We start from the raw sequence: 15,784 nt of genomic DNA, 5'->3' as shown, positions 1-15,784 counted from the left end.
AATAGAATAGGAGTTATTAGACGATTCTTCCCTAAGAAAACGGACCTTAATCAAGTCTCAATAGAGAGAATCAAAGAAGTGGAATTATTACTAAATTACAGACCTATTAGAAAGTTTAACTATTACAACCCTATTGAAGTCCTAAAAAATAAGTGTGTTGCACTTATGGATTGAACACAGCAATAAACCAATACCTTTTTTTAATCAATTAATTGCAGTGGCTTAAAGTCCAGTCTTTTTAGTCTTTGGTTTCATTACAGTTAAGCTTTACTTCTTTAGAGTAAAGTACTATAACTACCAAATGGTAATTTTGAGCAATCATAAAAACACTCGTATGCCTGTTATTGGAAGTCTTATTAAAGGAATCATTGATGTAGCGGATAGGGTCACTGGAGATTCTAATCCGGTACAAGAGCAGGAAGATGTTCTAACCTCTTTGTTAAAAAAAGCGATTGATACCGACTTTGGAAGATATTACAATTTTAATGGCATCTTCAGCGAGGACAATACTTATGAAGTTTTTAAAAGTAAGGTGCCTTATTTTGACTATAATTCTATAAACCAAAGGTGGTGGAGTAGACTTCACGACGATGTGGAAGATGTTACTTGGCCAGGAATTCCAAATTATTTTGCGCTAAGTTCAGGTACCACGGGAAAGACCAGTAAACGTATTCCTGTAACCGAGGATATGATTAATGCTATCAAAAATGCCGGAATTAAGCAAGTACTTGCCCTAAGTAACTTTGATATTCCTGCAGATTTTTTTGAAAAAGGTATCCTTATGCTAGGGAGCTCTACGGACTTAATAGAAAAAGACGACCATTTGGAAGGCGAGATTAGTGGAATCAGTGCTAGTAATATTCCTTCTTGGTTCCAAGGGTATTACAAACCCGGTAAGGAGATTGCGGAAATACAAGATTGGGATAAGCGAGTAAAAAAGATTGTAGAAGAGGCACCCAATTGGGATATCGGCGCACTTAGCGGAATACCCTCTTGGATAGAATTGATGTTGAAAGAAGTTATTAAAGGACATGGTTTAAACCATATCCATGAGATATGGCCCAATCTTGAAGTCTATACCTCTGGAGGCGTGGCTTTTGGCCCCTATGAAAAAAGTTTTAAGGCCCTTTTGGGTAGGCCTATAACCGTTATTGACACGTATTTGGCCTCGGAGGGATTTATCGCTTTTCAAAATAGGCCAGAAACGGATGCTATGAAGCTTGTGACGGATAATGGTATTTTCTTTGAGTTCGTCCCTTTTAAAGCGGAATATATTAATGAAGATGGTTCGCTAATCCAGGACGCGCCAGCAGTAATGCTGTCAGATGTTGAAGAAAATCAGGATTATGTCCTAATCATGAGTACTGTTTCGGGCGCATGGCGCTACATGATAGGGGATACAATTGAATTTACTGATGTGTCCAGAGCAGAAATTAGGATAACGGGCAGAACAAAGTTTTTCCTGAACACGGTTGGCTCACAGTTACCCGTGAACAAGATGGATGATGCCGTGCAGCATCTGGAAAAGGAGTTTAATTGTACTATACCTGAGTACACCTTATGCGCTAAAAAGTACGACGATGGTTTCTATCATACGTGGTATCTTGGGACTACCGCTAAGTTGAATGAGACAGCAGTTGTTGAAGCTCTTGATGGCGCTCTAAAAGAGGCGAACAAGAACTATAAGGTAGCACGGTCTAAGGCCTTAGAAGGAGTTAAGGTACACTTGGTACATCCTGAAGTTTTTTATGCTTGGAACGATGCAAGTAAGAAAAAGGGAGGCCAGGTTAAAATGGAGCGGGTAATGGGCGAAGAAAAGTTTGGTGAATGGGGGGAATTTGTAGCTAATCAATAAACTACGATGAGCCTTCTAGAGGTAAATCGCGTTCTTCCACAAGCGTCATTATCTCCTCGGGAGATAGGTATAAATCCTTAATGCGCTCCACATATTTTTTAGAGAGTCCGGCTTTTTTGAGTATGAATTCTTTAGTGGCGAGAATATATTTTTCCATACCGTGAGCTACCGCAAAAGTATCGGCTCTGCGCTCCGCTCCTCTTATGTAATTTTTTGAAAAAAGATATCCTATACCAAAACCGATTAAATTCAGTCCGCTTCTTTCTTTAAAATCCAACACATGCCCTAGCTCATGACCCAGCCAACCAATCATGATATCAGCAGGCATTTCCGCAGTTTTTATGACCTTTCCATTAATGACTATTTCCTCGCTGATCAATATTTTATATCCACGCTTTTTCCTGGATTTGAATAGCTGTCCAAAAACAGGTTGCGCTTGCATTGTGGACTTCCTTATTTTTCTCTTAAACTTAAATTCTATGGGTGTATTTGCCAATTCTGGATAATGAGAAAGAGCAACCTTTGCTTCTTCGTATATTTCTTGGGGTATGATGTGTTGCGCTTGCGTTTTCATAGTAAAAAGAAAAGTAAAAAAAAGTTTAAATAGTACTAGGATAGTTGAACGATACGTCATAACAGTGGACTAAAAAATTTAGCCAAGCCTTCTACGAACTTTGTAAGGATAGGTCTATTTTTAAAAGCAACATATTCTAACTGTATCTCTTTTTTACAATGTGATTTAAATAATTCTGCAATGGTTTTAGCTATTACATTGTCATAAACTAGGGCATTGGTTTCAAAATTATGCTCAAAACTTCTATAGTCAAAATTTCCCGAACCTACTGAAGCCATTCTATTATCTATTACAATGACCTTGCTATGGGAAAAATCTGGGCGCAGGTAAATATTTACCCCTACTTGAAGCAGTTCTTCAAATCTTGAAAACATACTATATTTTGCCAAGAGGGAGTCAGATTTTTTTGGTGCCAATAAATTTACTTCTATTCCACTTAGCGCAGCAATGCGCAAAGCTTCTAAGACTGGTGCCCCGGGTATAAAATAGGGATTGGCAATACAGATGCTTTTTTCAGCAGCATTGATCATAGCCAAATATTGCTGCATTATAGAAGGATACTTGGAGTCCGGGCCGCTGGAGATAATTTGGGCGACATGTTCACCTTTGACAGCAATTTTAGGAAAACAAGCATCCTCTGCCATTAGTTTCTCCTTGGTGGCAAAATGAAAGTCTTTAACAAATACGCGTTGAAGGCTATTCACCGCAGGCCCCTCGATTTTAAGATGTAAATCTTGCCAAACGCCTAAATCTGAAATAGGTTTTATATACTTGTCGGATACATTGTAACCACCTGTAAAACCAATGCTGCCATCGATGACTATAATTTTTCTATGATTTCTATAGTTCAGGGTGAACAATAAATTCCCAAAACGAATAGGCATCGTAGAACTGGCCTTCACCCCAAGGTCCCTGAATCTCTTGACCATCTTTCCGCGCATTTTTGAGCTTCCAAAGGAGTCGTAGATCATTCTTATTTCAACTCCTTCTTTTCGTTTCTTTTTAAACAGCTCATAGAAGGTGTCCAGAAGTTCACCTTGTTCTAGGATGTAATATTGAATATGTATGGATTCTTTGGCATGCTCGATAGCTTCGAAGATAGATTTAAAAGTTTCCTCGCCAGTATTGAGCAAGGTAATTTTATTGCCTTCATAGGGGGCAAAGTAGCTGTTCTTACGGATGAGATTCGCGATTCTATCATTGGCGGAACTATTAAACTCGTGAACGCTATGTTTGCCATTTTTGAGTTCTTTGTAGGTTTCGGAATAATGCTTTCTTTTTTCCGTCTGACGCAGTTTGAAAAGTTTAAACTTTCTTCTGTTTACTCCGAAGAGGTAGTACAACAAGGCCCCTGCAAAAGGTAGGGTGAAAACGGCCAAGATCCAACTAACCATTTTAGTTGGGCGAGAACCGTAGAATATAATATTTATGGCACTCCATACAGAAATAAATAGGTATGCAATAAGAATATAAGTATTCATGTTTACGGGTATCTAAAGCCAATATAGGTCTTTTTGGACATACATTTTTCTTAAATAGCATTCTGGTCAGTATTGATTTGAAAAGAGTTAATAAATTCCCTTCTTAAACCTTAGTTTACTATAAAAACAAATTATGGGAAGCATAGCAAAAGATAGTAGACAAATTACATTTTTTTATAATTCGGAGAGTTCCTTGGGTAAACAGATCAATGCCTACGTAAACTCAGCGGAGAAAGAAGTGCTTGGCGTTGATGTTAGTAAAACCAAGGTCACAGCAAAACAATGGGCAGAAATCGCTGACGGACTAGAGAAAAAAATTTCAGAGCTAATTGACCAGGACCATCCTGATTTTAAATCAGAATATGGAGAGGATAGTGTTGATCTTGACGAAAAAACATGGTTGCAGTTGCTGGAAAAGAATCCCAAAGTTCTTAAAAATCCAATTGCAATAAATGGCAACCAACACATGAACTTGGATTCCGCAGCTGCATTTAAGAAGTACATTGAACCCGATAGTGCAGGCCTAGAGAAAAATTAGGTATTTTGAAATTAAGCAGGTATACAAAGCGAGCCGTAACGGGTGGGGCAATTTCAATGATGGTCATGCTCTTGGGTACTTTTCTGTTAGGTGAATTAAGTGGCTACGAGGCAAAAGCCTTGATTAAAAACTCTGTTTCTGGTATCAATACTTTATGTAATACCATTGGTTTGGCTTCAGCGACCATTCTTGCCCTGTTGTTAACAGTATTGGGAATAAGTTCCGGTGCAAAGTCCAAATTAAAGAAGGACCATTACCTCCATATTCTACAAATAGCCAAACTGGATACCGTGGTCTTTGTAAGCTCGCTAATCAGCTTTTTATTGTTCAATTTGCCAGTAACCCAGTCAGAAGCTCTCCCAAATGATTGGTTCAGTATAGTTTATTATCTTTCAATATTTATATCCAGTATACTAAGTGCCGCACTTATTGTGGTAGTCTTAATGCTATACAATACCATTGTAAACATTATAAAAATAGTAGGTCTTGGACTAGATGACCACCCATTGGTGAAAACTGAAGATGAATAGATAGGTAAAAATCAGAAGTACTGTATAATGTCGAAAAAGGGTATAAGAACTATTTTACTCACCATCGTGTAGTTAACACTAGTGCTCGCTTTTATGCTGCAATTAATGGTAAAACCTTACCTGGAAGATATATTGGAAAAGAAATTGCCCGGGCACGTTAACCTTGATTACTCTAGCGTGGAAGTAAATATTTTCACGGGTAGTATATTTTTTTCTACACCATCGATATCCATTTCGAAAGAAAATCAGCATTCAGGGGCACTGACCATAGATTTGGAAGAAGTTGAAATAAATGATATTGATTATTGGAATCTGATTGTAAATCAAAAGCTGGATATAGCTGAGGTTATCTTTAGTAGACCGCAAATTGTATTTGAAAAGTCTGAGGCGGTAGCGGAGAAAGATATTAAGGATGTGCAATTACTGAAAACAACTGGCATCGAGACTATCCGTATAAAAAACGGCAGTATAAAGGCGAAATGGCGCAATGGAAAAAGAAATCTTCAGATAGACTCCTTACATCTAAAGTTAACTGGTGGAGAGACTGATCCAGAAATAATCAATGCCAAAATTCCATTTCGTTTTGCTTTCCTATACTATGGTTTCAAAAACCTTAGGAGTACCATCAATAAATTCGAAGAATTGAAAATCAAGGAAACTACCTTTTCTGATCAAAAATTCACCTTGGCTGACCTTAGTTTAAATACAAAATTATCTAAAGACCAATTAAGCACACAAATCAGTTTTGAACGTGACCATATTGGGTTGAAACTTCCCATGTTGCACATGACAAATCCGATATTGTATTACGAACAAGATAGCCTTTTTATAAATGTTCCAAATACTGATATAAACGGTCTTTCCGTGGATATTTTTCGGGATAAGAACTTACCGGATGACATGACCTATAAGCCTTTATACGCCAAAGTGTTACGAAATCTACCGCTCAGAATAATGCTCGATACTATCGCTATCTCCAAAAGTACGGTCGTGTATGAGGAGGAGGCGCGGCATAAGACCAAAGCTGGGGAGCTTCGATTTGAGAATGTTGGTGGTCAAATTACCAACGTTTCCAATTTTTCTTCTCAAGAAAAAGATTTAGAAATTTCATTGGTCAGTAGTCTAATGGGAAAGGGTAGACTAGCGCTTAATTGGGCTTTTAACGTCAATAATCCTAATCAACGATTTGTGGCATCAGGGAGTCTATTGGACTTTGATATCTCTAGTTTAAATGATTTTTTGGAGCCAAATTTAAGGGTTCGCACAGAGGGAGACATCCAAAATCTTTATTTCACCATTGATGGAGATGAACATACCGCCGTTGGAGACGTTAAAATGCGGTATCATGACTTTAAGTTTAGTGTTATGGAGCGGGATAAGTTAAGGGTGAATAAACTGATTACCTTAATAGGAAATTTATTTGTTGACGATGGTTCCAGAGCAGATGAAAACGGTTATAGATACGGCACTTTACAAGTAGAGAGACATCAGAACAAATCTTTTTTCAACTATTTATGGATTTCTCTACAGGATGGAATGTTAGATGTGCTTTCCGGAAACGGAAAAAAAGAGACCCGTTAACTTTTGGACAATCCATTGCCAATGCAAATTGGTCGCTTAGGTTCTACGATTGGGTAGCAGTACAAAAAAAGGATAAACTATATAGTTTATCCTTTAATTCAGGCTAGTGTAATTGTTTAATTATCGTCTGCGGCGTCTTCTACAGCATCTTCTACTTCTTCTGCTCCGTCTTCAATACCATCACCTACTTTTTCTATTCCATCTTCAATCTTTTCCCCGGCTGTCTTTTCTTCCCTGCAACTCATCGCAAGTCCTATGGTAAACAGCGTGAGAACAAATAAATATAATGACCTTTTCATTTTTATGGTTTTAAGTTAATAGTTCTTCTATGATTGTCTTGCCTCAGATTTATAAGACCTTTTTTCCTCTTAATAAGGATACTATAAAAAGAATTATGAACAAGAAAAATAAAATTTTTGCGATTCCTGCAGCTCCTGCCGCTATTCCTCCAAAGCCTAATACTCCGGCGACTAATGCTAATACTACAAAAGTTATTGTCCAACGTAACATATATAATTGTTTTTATGGTTTGTGTGTTTTGGGGTCTATCCCTTTTATTTACAATACAAAGATGCTAGGATTCGGGCTGGTTTCTTTGTTGTATTACAGTAATGATTGACTCATATACCTGTATTTCACTAGGATAGTGGAAGAAGACTCTATTTTTAACTCCATCGATTTTTTCAATCTAACTGATTCTAAAAAATAGTATATTACCTATCGTATTTAACAGAACATGGGAAACAAAAAAGAGCTAAGAGAACTTAGTGTTATAGACGTAGTAAAGGACATTGCCAAGCGATTGGGTGTGGATTATGAACAAGAGAATAATGAAGTGTGTGTTGATATTCCAGAACACATTGGCACGGGCAATATAAAGGCTATTGCATTTTCTCACGGCATGGGGATGATCAATTTGGATATGAGGTTAAAGGAAGAGGTACGGTTTGAGCTTAACCAGTCCCTTGTGCAGCCACTTGAAATTATTTTCAATAGCGAATCCGCTTTTACGCACGAATTCGATGGTAAGGGAAAAGTACAGGAAATACGCCATTTGGAGAGTGCCATACTAAGTTGTAACAGTAGACATGGTAATGTCATTACGCTTCCCGCAAACGAACCTATCTGCTTTTTTAACCTGGAGATCAATCGTAAACGCTTTGAAGAAAAAATAGAATCTTTCTTACCGGATATGAATGCGGAACTAGAGGCCCTTTTTAGGGATGTAAATGGGGTGAATCTATTTTTTTACAGAGGGCACTATAGTTTGGATATCGCAAAATGTATTGATGAAAGTAATGATTGTGAACACACGGGGTTTACCAAAAGTGTATTTATAGAAGGCAAGTGTTATGAGATACTTGCACATCATTTACGGCAGTACCTCGATGACCTTACCGATCCTGATAAACGAAAAATTTTAAGACAGGCCACTGTAGAAAAAATAGAAGCGGCCGCGGAGATCATAAATTCCGAGCTAGAGCATATGGATAATATCTTGGCCCTGGCAAGAAGAGTAGGTCTAAACCAGAATACCTTACAAAGTGGGTTTCAGCATTTGTTTGGTTTGTCCGTAAATCAATACATCAAGAATGCCAGATTGGAAATGGCAAAAAATCTAATGGAGACCACAGGGTTGAATATCACCGAAATCACTTACAAGATAGGAATTAACTCCAGGAGCTACTTTTCAAAACTTTTCAAGGAACGGTACGCCATGACCCCAAAGCAATACCTAAAGAAGCTTAGCCAACCAAAAAATGAACCTCCACAATCAGCTTAAACCCTTGGAAAAGAATGTTTTGTTTAACTTTTTAACATATTCTTTAATCGTAAAACTGCCCATTAGTGTTAATTAACGTTTCAATATTGTTAATCACTTTTTAGGTATTGGGATTTCTTTGTAGCACAATAATTAATTGTGTTATAGTCAAAGAAATGCGAGAAATTATAATAACGAGTATAAAGGATGAGCATATCCTAAATCAATTGAATTCTTGCCTAGCAGGAAAGCTGACAGAGGAGTGGGGAGAGCGTATTTTAGAGTTTGATAATGAGATTGGAAAAGGAACCATACGAAATATTGGATTTGATTGGGGTGTATCCCTTTTAGATTGCAACGTTACCTTTCATCAAAATATTAAATTGATATTCGGGACTACCAGTGTATCGCCTATAGAGTTCATTTTTATTTCCAAAGGGTCCTTTAAATATAGTGAAGATGATAATGAAGAGTACTTAGACCTTGAACAGTACCAGAATATCATTATTTCACCCAAGCGCTATGCTAAGAAGACCTTTGTTTTTCCAAAAGGGAGAGATTTAAAGGTGAATTTTATCAGGATTTTGCGCAAGGATTATTTGAAAAAGAAGAACAATAACGTTACGTATTTGAACGAGCTTTTACTGTCGGTCTTCAATGATGAAGAAGGTAGTTTTCCTTACACGCATGGAGGTAGTTTTAGTCTTAAAATCGAAGATCAGGTAAAGGCCCTGGATAATGTTCATGATAACGGTATCATTAGGTCCCTGTCCATAGAAGGAAGAATTTACCTGATTCTTTCACTTCAATTATTGGAGCATCATGATTTTGAAACGAACAAATCACTGCCGGATGCTCTTTCCAGAGCGGATATTAAAAAGATAAATACCTTGTCCGAATATATCTTGGATAATATTTCCGGTCATCTCTCGGTAGAAGCGCTTGCCAAGGAATCCGGTTTAAGCCCAAAGAAATTACAACTTGGTTTCAAAGTCTTGTATTCTAAGACCGTGAACGAATATGTAAGACAGTTAAAATTGGAAATATCTAGGGATTATTTGAAAAACACAGATCTTTCGGTTTCCGAGATAGTATACGCTATAGGTATTAAGAGTAGAAGTTACTTCTCTAAAATCTTTAATGATGCTTATGGTATTTTACCTACGGATTATAGAAAGCAATTAAAATCTGTGGGGAAGATAGGTGTTGATCGTTAGGAATTGTCATATTGGTAGGGTAGCAACATACTATCGTAGGTAATATCATTATTAAACAGTTCTTTAGCAATAGGATTGGCTTGGTATTTGTTAGCTACCGGACTTTTTAGAAACTGTTTAATATCCTTTAAAGGGATGCTTTTGTCTAACCAAGCGTCTTTTTCGTTGGGTGTAACTATCAGCGGCATACAGTCCACTAGGTTTTGATATTTTTTAATGAATTTGTTCGCCTTACCAACCAATAAAGAACAGGTAATAAATCCATCCTCTAGCGTATTATAAACACCGGCCAGGTAAAACGTTTCATTATTTTTGAGACTAATGTAGTAGGGATATGCTTTTCCTTCGCTTAGGTAAGACGTAAAGAACCCGGTTACCGGAATAAGACATCTTCTATATTTAAGGGCATCAACATACCACAAATCAGAATTCATGGAGGCTTCATGCAGGTTTAGCGTATTGGTGGTATTCTGAAAAATAGTCCAATCCTCTTCGTACCGCTCTGGTAACATACCCCAAATGGCTAAATTCATTTCATCTGGTTTATCTATCGTGATAATAGGTATGGATACCTCGTTTAATCCGTTTATAACCACTTGTGGTTCATAAAGATGTGGGTATTTAAAAGAGGTATCCGTCCACTTTTCCATTTGCTCCCGCTTCGCCGTATTTGAAATTTTAAAATACATCTACTCTCTTTTTACATGTTGCAAGGTCGGAAATTTGTATATGAGCTATTGTTTCATATCGTAAAAATTATAACTCGTTAAGAATAAGTTGTTTAATGCATATGGGCAAATAGGTGCTACAGGAGCGATATTGTTAAACATTTATTCTATTTCGGCAAGCCTCCGCTTAAAAGCGGTCTAATTTTGGTGAAAATAGCAATGTGTTCAACCTTAAAACAACTGTTATGGAAGCAAGAAAGAAAATTTCGCAACAAGAGCTATCGCTTTTGAATGAATATTTATCAGGTACCATTACCGATAAAAATGCAATTCCTTACCTAGAATTAAGTGCTGAAATAGGCAGTGGACAGATACATTGTGTTACCATGGACAGGGGTCTAATGGCTATGGAGTTTGATGTGACCTTGGGACAGGACCAAGAAGTAGTTCTAGGTCCCGATAATAGTAATTGTGCATATCTGTTTTATTGTTTAAAGGGCAATTGCTTTCATAAGTTCAAAGGAAGGGCACAGGTAACAAAATTAGAGGAGTTGCAAACCGTGGTACTGTTTAATGACCGTGATCACCGTAGTAAATTCCTTTTTAAAAAAGAGGAGCACGTGGTGCTTAATTGTATTAAAATAGACTTTGATTTATACAAGGACGACACTATTGAGTCCGGCAGGGGTCTTATCGCCTTATTAAATTCCTACAATAAGCGTTTAGGATACTTTCATTACGGAAAATTCAATCTTGAAATTGGGGAATTGATCAAACAGTTGGAAAATGCCAAGTTTGTAAATTCTGTTTCATCCCTGATTCATTTTCACGGGCTGTGCCATATGATATTGGCGAAACAACTGGAGCAGTTTAAGAAGGACATTCAACAGGGAATTTCACCTTCTACCTCCTTGCTGAAAATAGAATTAGAGACCATAAGTGATATTAGTGACTTTATCCGTAACTATCCTGAAATACCTCATAGCATTAGTAGCATATCTTCTAAGTCGGGACTTTCTCCCTCCAAATTACAATTGGGTTTTAAATTCATGCACGCAAAAACATTGGGCGAATATATAAGAATGGTAAGGCTTGAAAAAGCCGAAGAGCTCATAAGAACTACGGATTTAAATATCTCTCAGGTCGTATACTCCATAGGGTTTACCAGTAGAAGCTATTTTTGTAAGATCTTTAAAAAGAAATATGGTTGTAGTCCAAAAGTGTATAAGAGGAAAACAAATGAAGCGCTACAAATTATAAATTAAGAAGGAGGTCTTGACAAAGGCCTCCTTCTTAGTTATTGATATAACTGTTTATTAGCTTATATCTTCTAAAGATTTAATGGTAGAAAGCCCTTTTTCAATGGCCTCTTTTTGATTTCTTAAAATAGCGGATGTAGTAGAGGGTAGGGACGTATCCCCTAGAATATCGTCATATTCCTCTATTGAAGCTTTTTCCCCACGTATAGCCTCTTCTAGCATAGCTTCCTCATTATCAGAAGAAAATAATGCTTTAACGTCCATCCATGCTCTGTGTGCTTTTCCGGTTAGGCTATCGCCCTTGTCCACTTCTTGTCCAAAGGATTTAATTTCCGATTTCAGCTCATGGCCAAAATCATAACACTGTTGTGCTTTTCCCTGAAAATATGATTTTAGGGCACTGTGCTCCGTATTTTCTGCAGCCTTCTTGAAACCTTTTTCTGCATCATAGGTTTTCTCTAAAAGGTCGTTTAATTTTTCTCCCACTTCTTCTGTGTATGTGCTCATAATAGGTAAAGTTTTAAGTGAATGACCGTTTACTTTAAAGATGCCGGTCAATTTTCATCTCCTTATTGTATATCGTAAAACCGATTTCTGTTCTTGAACTGTCTTAATTTTTCTTTCAGTTGAGGAATGCCGTGAGTGTTTTTGGGTTCTTTGGCAAGAAGCACTTCCGTGTCAACACTTATAAAGGACTCCTCAATCGGCTCTTCTTCAAAAACCTGTATCGCTGAATTCGATTTTTCAAATACTGCGTTTTTTAAGATGAGCGCTATAAATCCGATGGCCAAGAGTATGGCTAAACCCGATAAAATTTGAATTGTTGTAATCATAGCTTGGTGTTTTTAACTAAAATTACCGCGGTAAGGTGAAAAGGATTGTCAAAAAAAACGTCACTGTTAACCCATATCCTTTTGGATTAATTTTTAAAAGCGATAGGGCTAAAAATGAGGGCTTTAGTTTTTGAAAAAAATTTTTATTTTAAAGATATTTACACCGTTGGTTATTCACATAGTTTCTAAATTTGTGCATTTTGTACTGCAAAATGATTTTCCCATCACACAGTTCTCCAAAAATTAGATGTGATGGGAAACACAAATTTTAACGAGTACATTATTATGATAAGAAAAGGTACAAAGGTTTCATGGAAATGGGGCCACGGAAGTGCAGAAGGCACTGTCGAGGAAACGTTTAGCTCAAAGGTGACAAAGACTATAAAGGGCACTGAGGTGACCAGAAATGGCAGTTCTGGCGACAAAGCCCTATATATCTCTCAAGAGGATGGAGATTACGTTCTTAAAAGCGAAAGTGAAGTAGAACGCGTAGACTAATACTTTAAAAACTGATATAACGAGACCAATTCCTATTCGGATTTGTTTTTTTCTATTTTAAGACTTTCCGGAAGGTTTAACGTCCGTATTGGGAACGGGATATTAATTTCGTTTGTATCGAACACTTTTTTGATAGCGATCATAGCATCGGTTTTAGCCTTGGCAACCTCTAACGCTGAGGTGGAATTAATCCAGAATCTAGTTTCAAAGTTAATGGAGCTGTCTCCAAATTCTTGGTAAAGGAAAATAATGTCCTCCTTATTTTCTACCGCATCAAAGTTTTCCAGAATGGTTTTCTTTACTAATTTTCGCACAAACTCTAAATCGGAAGAATAACCCACCCCACATTGTAATATAACTCGGGACTGTGCCGTTGTAGAGTAATTTTTAATAGGGTTTTCCACTACCATTTTATTAGGGAGGTACACCAAATTATTATCAGGTTGTTTTAAGGTTACCGAGCGCAGATCTAAATCGACTACTTCGCCTTCAAAACCATTGCTCTCTATCCAATCTCCAAATTTAATGTGCTTTATGAAAGAGAGGACTATACCAGAATAGGTATTTGCCAAGGCTCCTTGCAATGCCAGGCCTACTGCCAAGCCAACTACACCTGCACCGGCCAAAATGGTGTTCAGGGCCTTACTTAGGTTAAGGATACCCAATACCAGAAAGAGGCCCAATAGGAACACTACTATAGATGCTATTTTGGAAAGTAAGCTTCGCACGGAAGCCTGTAGCTTTGTGTTCGACAGAATTTTAGTGACCACCTTGCTTACGTATCGCGATACAATTAGACTTATGGTAAAAACTACCACCGCAATAATGATATTGGGCAAGTTTACCACAAGGGCGTTGAACCAAGCGTCTAACTTCTCGATCATTCCAGACCAGGCTTCTGAAAATTGATTTGTCATACTATATTTTTCTTAATATTCTGTAATGGACTATACTCTTGTATTAACTTCAGCAAAACGGCTTCTGATGCCGATTGATTGGGAATATGGGTCGTTGTATCGACGTTCTCGAAAACTTCAGTCAAGTTTCCCTTTTCATATTCCAAAGGAAGTAGCGGGTGTACGTAATACTTGCGGCAAACATTTCTTGTATTTCCGAGCTCCTTGGCTACCACGTCGTAAGCCCTTAGCGTATTGGAATGCAATATTTTAGGATTACAAGTCTTTGGGAACGACCTAAGTGAGTCAAAGAAAATTACTGTTCCTGCCCAAGTTCTGAAATCTTTTGCAGTAAAGGCGTCTCCAACGACCTGTTTTATATAATCATTGACCATACCACTGTCTATGGCCGTTTTCTTTCCGGCTTTATCAAAAAATTGGAATAGCTCCCAACCAGGGATTTCCTCGCATTTACTTACAAGTTTAGTTAGCTTTTTATTCCTCAGTGTTATGTCGTGCTTCTTGCCTTTCTTTCCGGTAAACTTAAATCGGACTTTCTCTTTATGGACGGAGACATGTTTGTTTCTAAGTGTAGAGAGGCCGTAGGTTTTATTTCTTTTGGCGTACTGTCTGCTACCTACCCTAATATGTGTCTCCTCCATAAGTCTTACGACTAATGCCAAGACTTTATTCCTGGGCCAACCTGGGAGAGCTAGGTGCGCATCTACTTTTGATCTTAGTTGGGGTAAGACGTTGCCAAAGGCGGACATTCTATAGAATTTGGTCCTATTCCTTATTCTTAACCAAAGCGGATGATACCGGTATTGTATTCGTTTTTTTAAATCGTATCCAAAAGCCTGTAAGTGCGCATTGCTCAAATCAGAAATCTGAACATTTTCCCAAGCTGGTGGAATCACCAATTCTTTAATACGTTGAAGTTCATCTTGTTTTGCCAGCGGACGGTTGTTAAGAAGGTACTCAAAGGTCTTACCATTTTTTAGGCGTAGAATGGGTAACTCATCCTTATGCACATATTTTAAGTTCAGGTGTGCAACGGCATCCTCAGGTTCATTGATGAATTGATATATAATTTTAGTATTGTCGAAAGTCTTATGTTTTAATGTACAAGTAAATTATCTAATCAAAAATATGATCCTAACAATGAGTTATCAGGACCATAAACTAACCAACCAACTCTAGTGAAATCTATTGCTGATAGATAACACTGTAATCGTTCATATCCGCTTCCAATTCGCTCATATCAGAGACATAGGTATATTTTGAATTAAAGATGCGGTCTGGTTTTTCACCAACTATATAATATTTTACATCCATATTAGGTACATTGAGTACAACTTGGTCAGAAACGCGCATTTTTTTATCCCCTATGCTTTTTTCCGTTTTGGACAATTCAGCTACCACAAATAGCTTTTCTCCAGAAGCAAAAATTTTTCGGATATCAATGGTATGCTCGGTATCCGTAACCTCTGCTTCCACCATAATGGTGCGTTCCTCTACATCGGCATCATCACCATCAGGCATATCTACGTCTATGTATGACACCTCATCATCTTCCTCTTCCATAACGATGACTACTTTCGGTATTTTTACCGTTTTTGTGATCGTACCGACATTCACGTCCATCCAGTTTACCTCGTATTCTGGTAATTTTCAGGTATCAGTCGTGACATCAATATAAATCGAGTAATTCTCCTTTTTCTTCCTTCTTCACATTACAGCTAGCTATACAGCTAGCTATGAGAGCTGCTATGGTAACAATGGTAATTAATTTTTCATTTCATAATATTTTAGGTTAAAATTTTGTCTGTTGCAAAGCTAATAGCACAGCTAATCCCGTCTTTGCTGTATCCATTTCATTATTTGCTGAAATGCAATCAAGGCCTTTTTGTTTTTATCGTAGTATTAATTTTCGTTTTAAGGGTATTGCTGTGTTCAATCCATAAGTGCAACACACTTATTTTTTAGGACTTCAATAGGGTTGTAATAGTTAAGCTTTCTAATAGGTCTGTAATTTAGTAATAATTCCACTTCTTTGATTCTCTCTATTGAGACTTGATTAAGGTCCGTTTTC

Annotated in this window: 18 protein-coding genes and 2 pseudogenes; 9 read left to right on the top strand and 11 right to left on the bottom strand. The window is 37.4% G+C overall.

Going from position 1 to position 15,784, the window contains the following annotated elements; translation table 11 throughout:
- Positions 1–174: pseudogene (locus BFP77_RS17600) on the top strand (IS30 family transposase); the annotation flags it as partial.
- 160 nt (positions 175–334) lie between these two features.
- A complete protein-coding gene (locus BFP77_RS09790) occupies positions 335–1,855 on the top strand; it encodes a GH3 family domain-containing protein (RefSeq protein ID WP_099573852.1) in 1,521 nt (506 codons plus the stop codon).
- A 1-nt stretch (position 1,856) separates the two neighbouring features.
- Here BFP77_RS09790 and BFP77_RS09785 read toward each other — a convergent pair whose 3' ends face one another.
- Together BFP77_RS09785 and cls are read right to left on the bottom strand one after the other, a co-directional pair.
- Positions 1,857–2,429: a hypothetical protein gene (locus BFP77_RS09785; RefSeq protein WP_099573855.1), complete on the bottom strand. Its 573-nt coding sequence runs from the start codon at positions 2,427–2,429 to the stop codon at positions 1,857–1,859.
- Positions 2,430–2,485: 56 nt separating this feature from the next.
- The gene (gene cls / locus BFP77_RS09780; protein WP_099573851.1) at positions 2,486–3,910 is read right to left on the bottom strand and encodes a cardiolipin synthase; all 1,425 of its coding nucleotides are present in this window, start codon (positions 3,908–3,910) and stop codon (positions 2,486–2,488) included.
- 133 nt (positions 3,911–4,043) lie between these two features.
- On the opposite strand from cls, the gene BFP77_RS09775 reads away from it, so the two are divergent.
- The 3 genes from BFP77_RS09775 to BFP77_RS09765 all read left to right on the top strand — a co-directional run bounded on the left by BFP77_RS09775 (position 4,044) and on the right by BFP77_RS09765 (position 6,559).
- Positions 4,044–4,448 (top strand): arsenate reductase family protein, encoded by a 405-nt coding sequence (locus tag BFP77_RS09775; RefSeq protein ID WP_099573850.1) that lies wholly within the window; start codon positions 4,044–4,046, stop codon positions 4,446–4,448.
- 5 nt (positions 4,449–4,453) lie between these two features.
- Positions 4,454–4,978, top strand: a complete 525-nt coding sequence (locus BFP77_RS09770; RefSeq protein ID WP_099573849.1) for a hypothetical protein — start codon at positions 4,454–4,456, stop codon at positions 4,976–4,978.
- 105 nt (positions 4,979–5,083) lie between these two features.
- Positions 5,084–6,559, top strand: a complete 1,476-nt coding sequence (locus tag BFP77_RS09765) for a hypothetical protein (protein WP_099573848.1) — start codon at positions 5,084–5,086, stop codon at positions 6,557–6,559.
- A gap of 116 nt (positions 6,560–6,675) precedes the next feature.
- On the opposite strand, the gene BFP77_RS09760 is transcribed toward BFP77_RS09765, so the two are convergent.
- Positions 6,676–6,858 carry a hypothetical protein gene (locus tag BFP77_RS09760; protein ID WP_099573847.1) on the bottom strand — a complete coding sequence of 61 codons (183 nt, stop codon included), beginning with the start codon at positions 6,856–6,858 and terminating at the stop codon, positions 6,676–6,678.
- Positions 6,859–6,907: 49 nt separating this feature from the next.
- Positions 6,908–7,069, bottom strand: a complete 162-nt coding sequence (locus BFP77_RS09755) for a DUF1328 family protein (RefSeq protein ID WP_099573846.1) — start codon at positions 7,067–7,069, stop codon at positions 6,908–6,910.
- Between the two features lie 226 nt (positions 7,070–7,295).
- Between BFP77_RS09755 and BFP77_RS09750 the strand changes: the two genes are divergently transcribed.
- Both BFP77_RS09750 and BFP77_RS09745 read left to right on the top strand, forming a co-directional pair.
- A complete protein-coding gene (locus tag BFP77_RS09750) occupies positions 7,296–8,342 on the top strand; it encodes a helix-turn-helix domain-containing protein (RefSeq protein WP_099573845.1) in 1,047 nt (348 codons plus the stop codon).
- A 155-nt stretch (positions 8,343–8,497) separates the two neighbouring features.
- Positions 8,498–9,538: a helix-turn-helix domain-containing protein gene (locus BFP77_RS09745; protein WP_099573844.1), complete on the top strand. Its 1,041-nt coding sequence runs from the start codon at positions 8,498–8,500 to the stop codon at positions 9,536–9,538.
- On the opposite strand, the gene BFP77_RS09740 is transcribed toward BFP77_RS09745, so the two are convergent.
- Entirely contained in the window at positions 9,535–10,227 is a 693-nt protein-coding gene (locus BFP77_RS09740) for an SOS response-associated peptidase (RefSeq protein ID WP_099573843.1), read from the bottom strand. The two genes, BFP77_RS09745 and BFP77_RS09740, sit on opposite strands and share 4 nt — an antisense overlap.
- Positions 10,228–10,451: 224 nt before the next feature.
- Between BFP77_RS09740 and BFP77_RS09735 the strand changes: the two genes are divergently transcribed.
- Entirely contained in the window at positions 10,452–11,471 is a 1,020-nt protein-coding gene (locus BFP77_RS09735; RefSeq protein ID WP_143751891.1) for a helix-turn-helix transcriptional regulator, read from the top strand.
- A 51-nt stretch (positions 11,472–11,522) separates the two neighbouring features.
- Here BFP77_RS09735 and BFP77_RS09730 read toward each other — a convergent pair whose 3' ends face one another.
- Entirely contained in the window at positions 11,523–11,972 is a 450-nt protein-coding gene (locus tag BFP77_RS09730) for a ferritin-like domain-containing protein (RefSeq protein ID WP_099573854.1), read from the bottom strand.
- A 62-nt stretch (positions 11,973–12,034) separates the two neighbouring features.
- Positions 12,035–12,298: a hypothetical protein gene (locus BFP77_RS09725; protein ID WP_099573841.1), complete on the bottom strand. Its 264-nt coding sequence runs from the start codon at positions 12,296–12,298 to the stop codon at positions 12,035–12,037.
- Between the two features lie 285 nt (positions 12,299–12,583).
- On the opposite strand from BFP77_RS09725, the gene BFP77_RS09720 reads away from it, so the two are divergent.
- Positions 12,584–12,796 carry a DUF2945 domain-containing protein gene (locus tag BFP77_RS09720; protein ID WP_099573853.1) on the top strand — a complete coding sequence of 71 codons (213 nt, stop codon included), beginning with the start codon at positions 12,584–12,586 and terminating at the stop codon, positions 12,794–12,796.
- Between the two features lie 32 nt (positions 12,797–12,828).
- Here BFP77_RS09720 and BFP77_RS09715 read toward each other — a convergent pair whose 3' ends face one another.
- The 4 genes and pseudogenes from BFP77_RS09715 to BFP77_RS17595 form a co-directional block, all read right to left on the bottom strand.
- Positions 12,829–13,713, bottom strand: coding sequence for a mechanosensitive ion channel family protein (locus BFP77_RS09715; protein ID WP_099573840.1), 885 nt, complete (start codon positions 13,711–13,713; stop codon positions 12,829–12,831).
- Complete coding sequence (locus BFP77_RS09710; RefSeq protein ID WP_257212929.1) at positions 13,710–14,723, bottom strand: DNA topoisomerase IB; 1,014 nt, start codon at positions 14,721–14,723, stop codon at positions 13,710–13,712. Before BFP77_RS09710 ends, BFP77_RS09715 begins: the two co-directional genes overlap by 4 nt.
- A gap of 175 nt (positions 14,724–14,898) precedes the next feature.
- Positions 14,899–15,336 (bottom strand): hypothetical protein, encoded by a 438-nt coding sequence (locus tag BFP77_RS09705; RefSeq protein ID WP_257212928.1) that lies wholly within the window; start codon positions 15,334–15,336, stop codon positions 14,899–14,901.
- Between the two features lie 309 nt (positions 15,337–15,645).
- Positions 15,646–15,784, bottom strand: a pseudogene (locus BFP77_RS17595) (IS30 family transposase); the annotation flags it as partial.

It is taken from the genome of Maribacter sp. 4U21 (genome assembly GCF_002742365.1).
Classification (GTDB): domain Bacteria; phylum Bacteroidota; class Bacteroidia; order Flavobacteriales; family Flavobacteriaceae; genus Maribacter.
The sequence above is the reverse complement of the archived record's forward strand: the minus strand, read 5'-3'. Positions and strand labels throughout refer to the sequence as shown.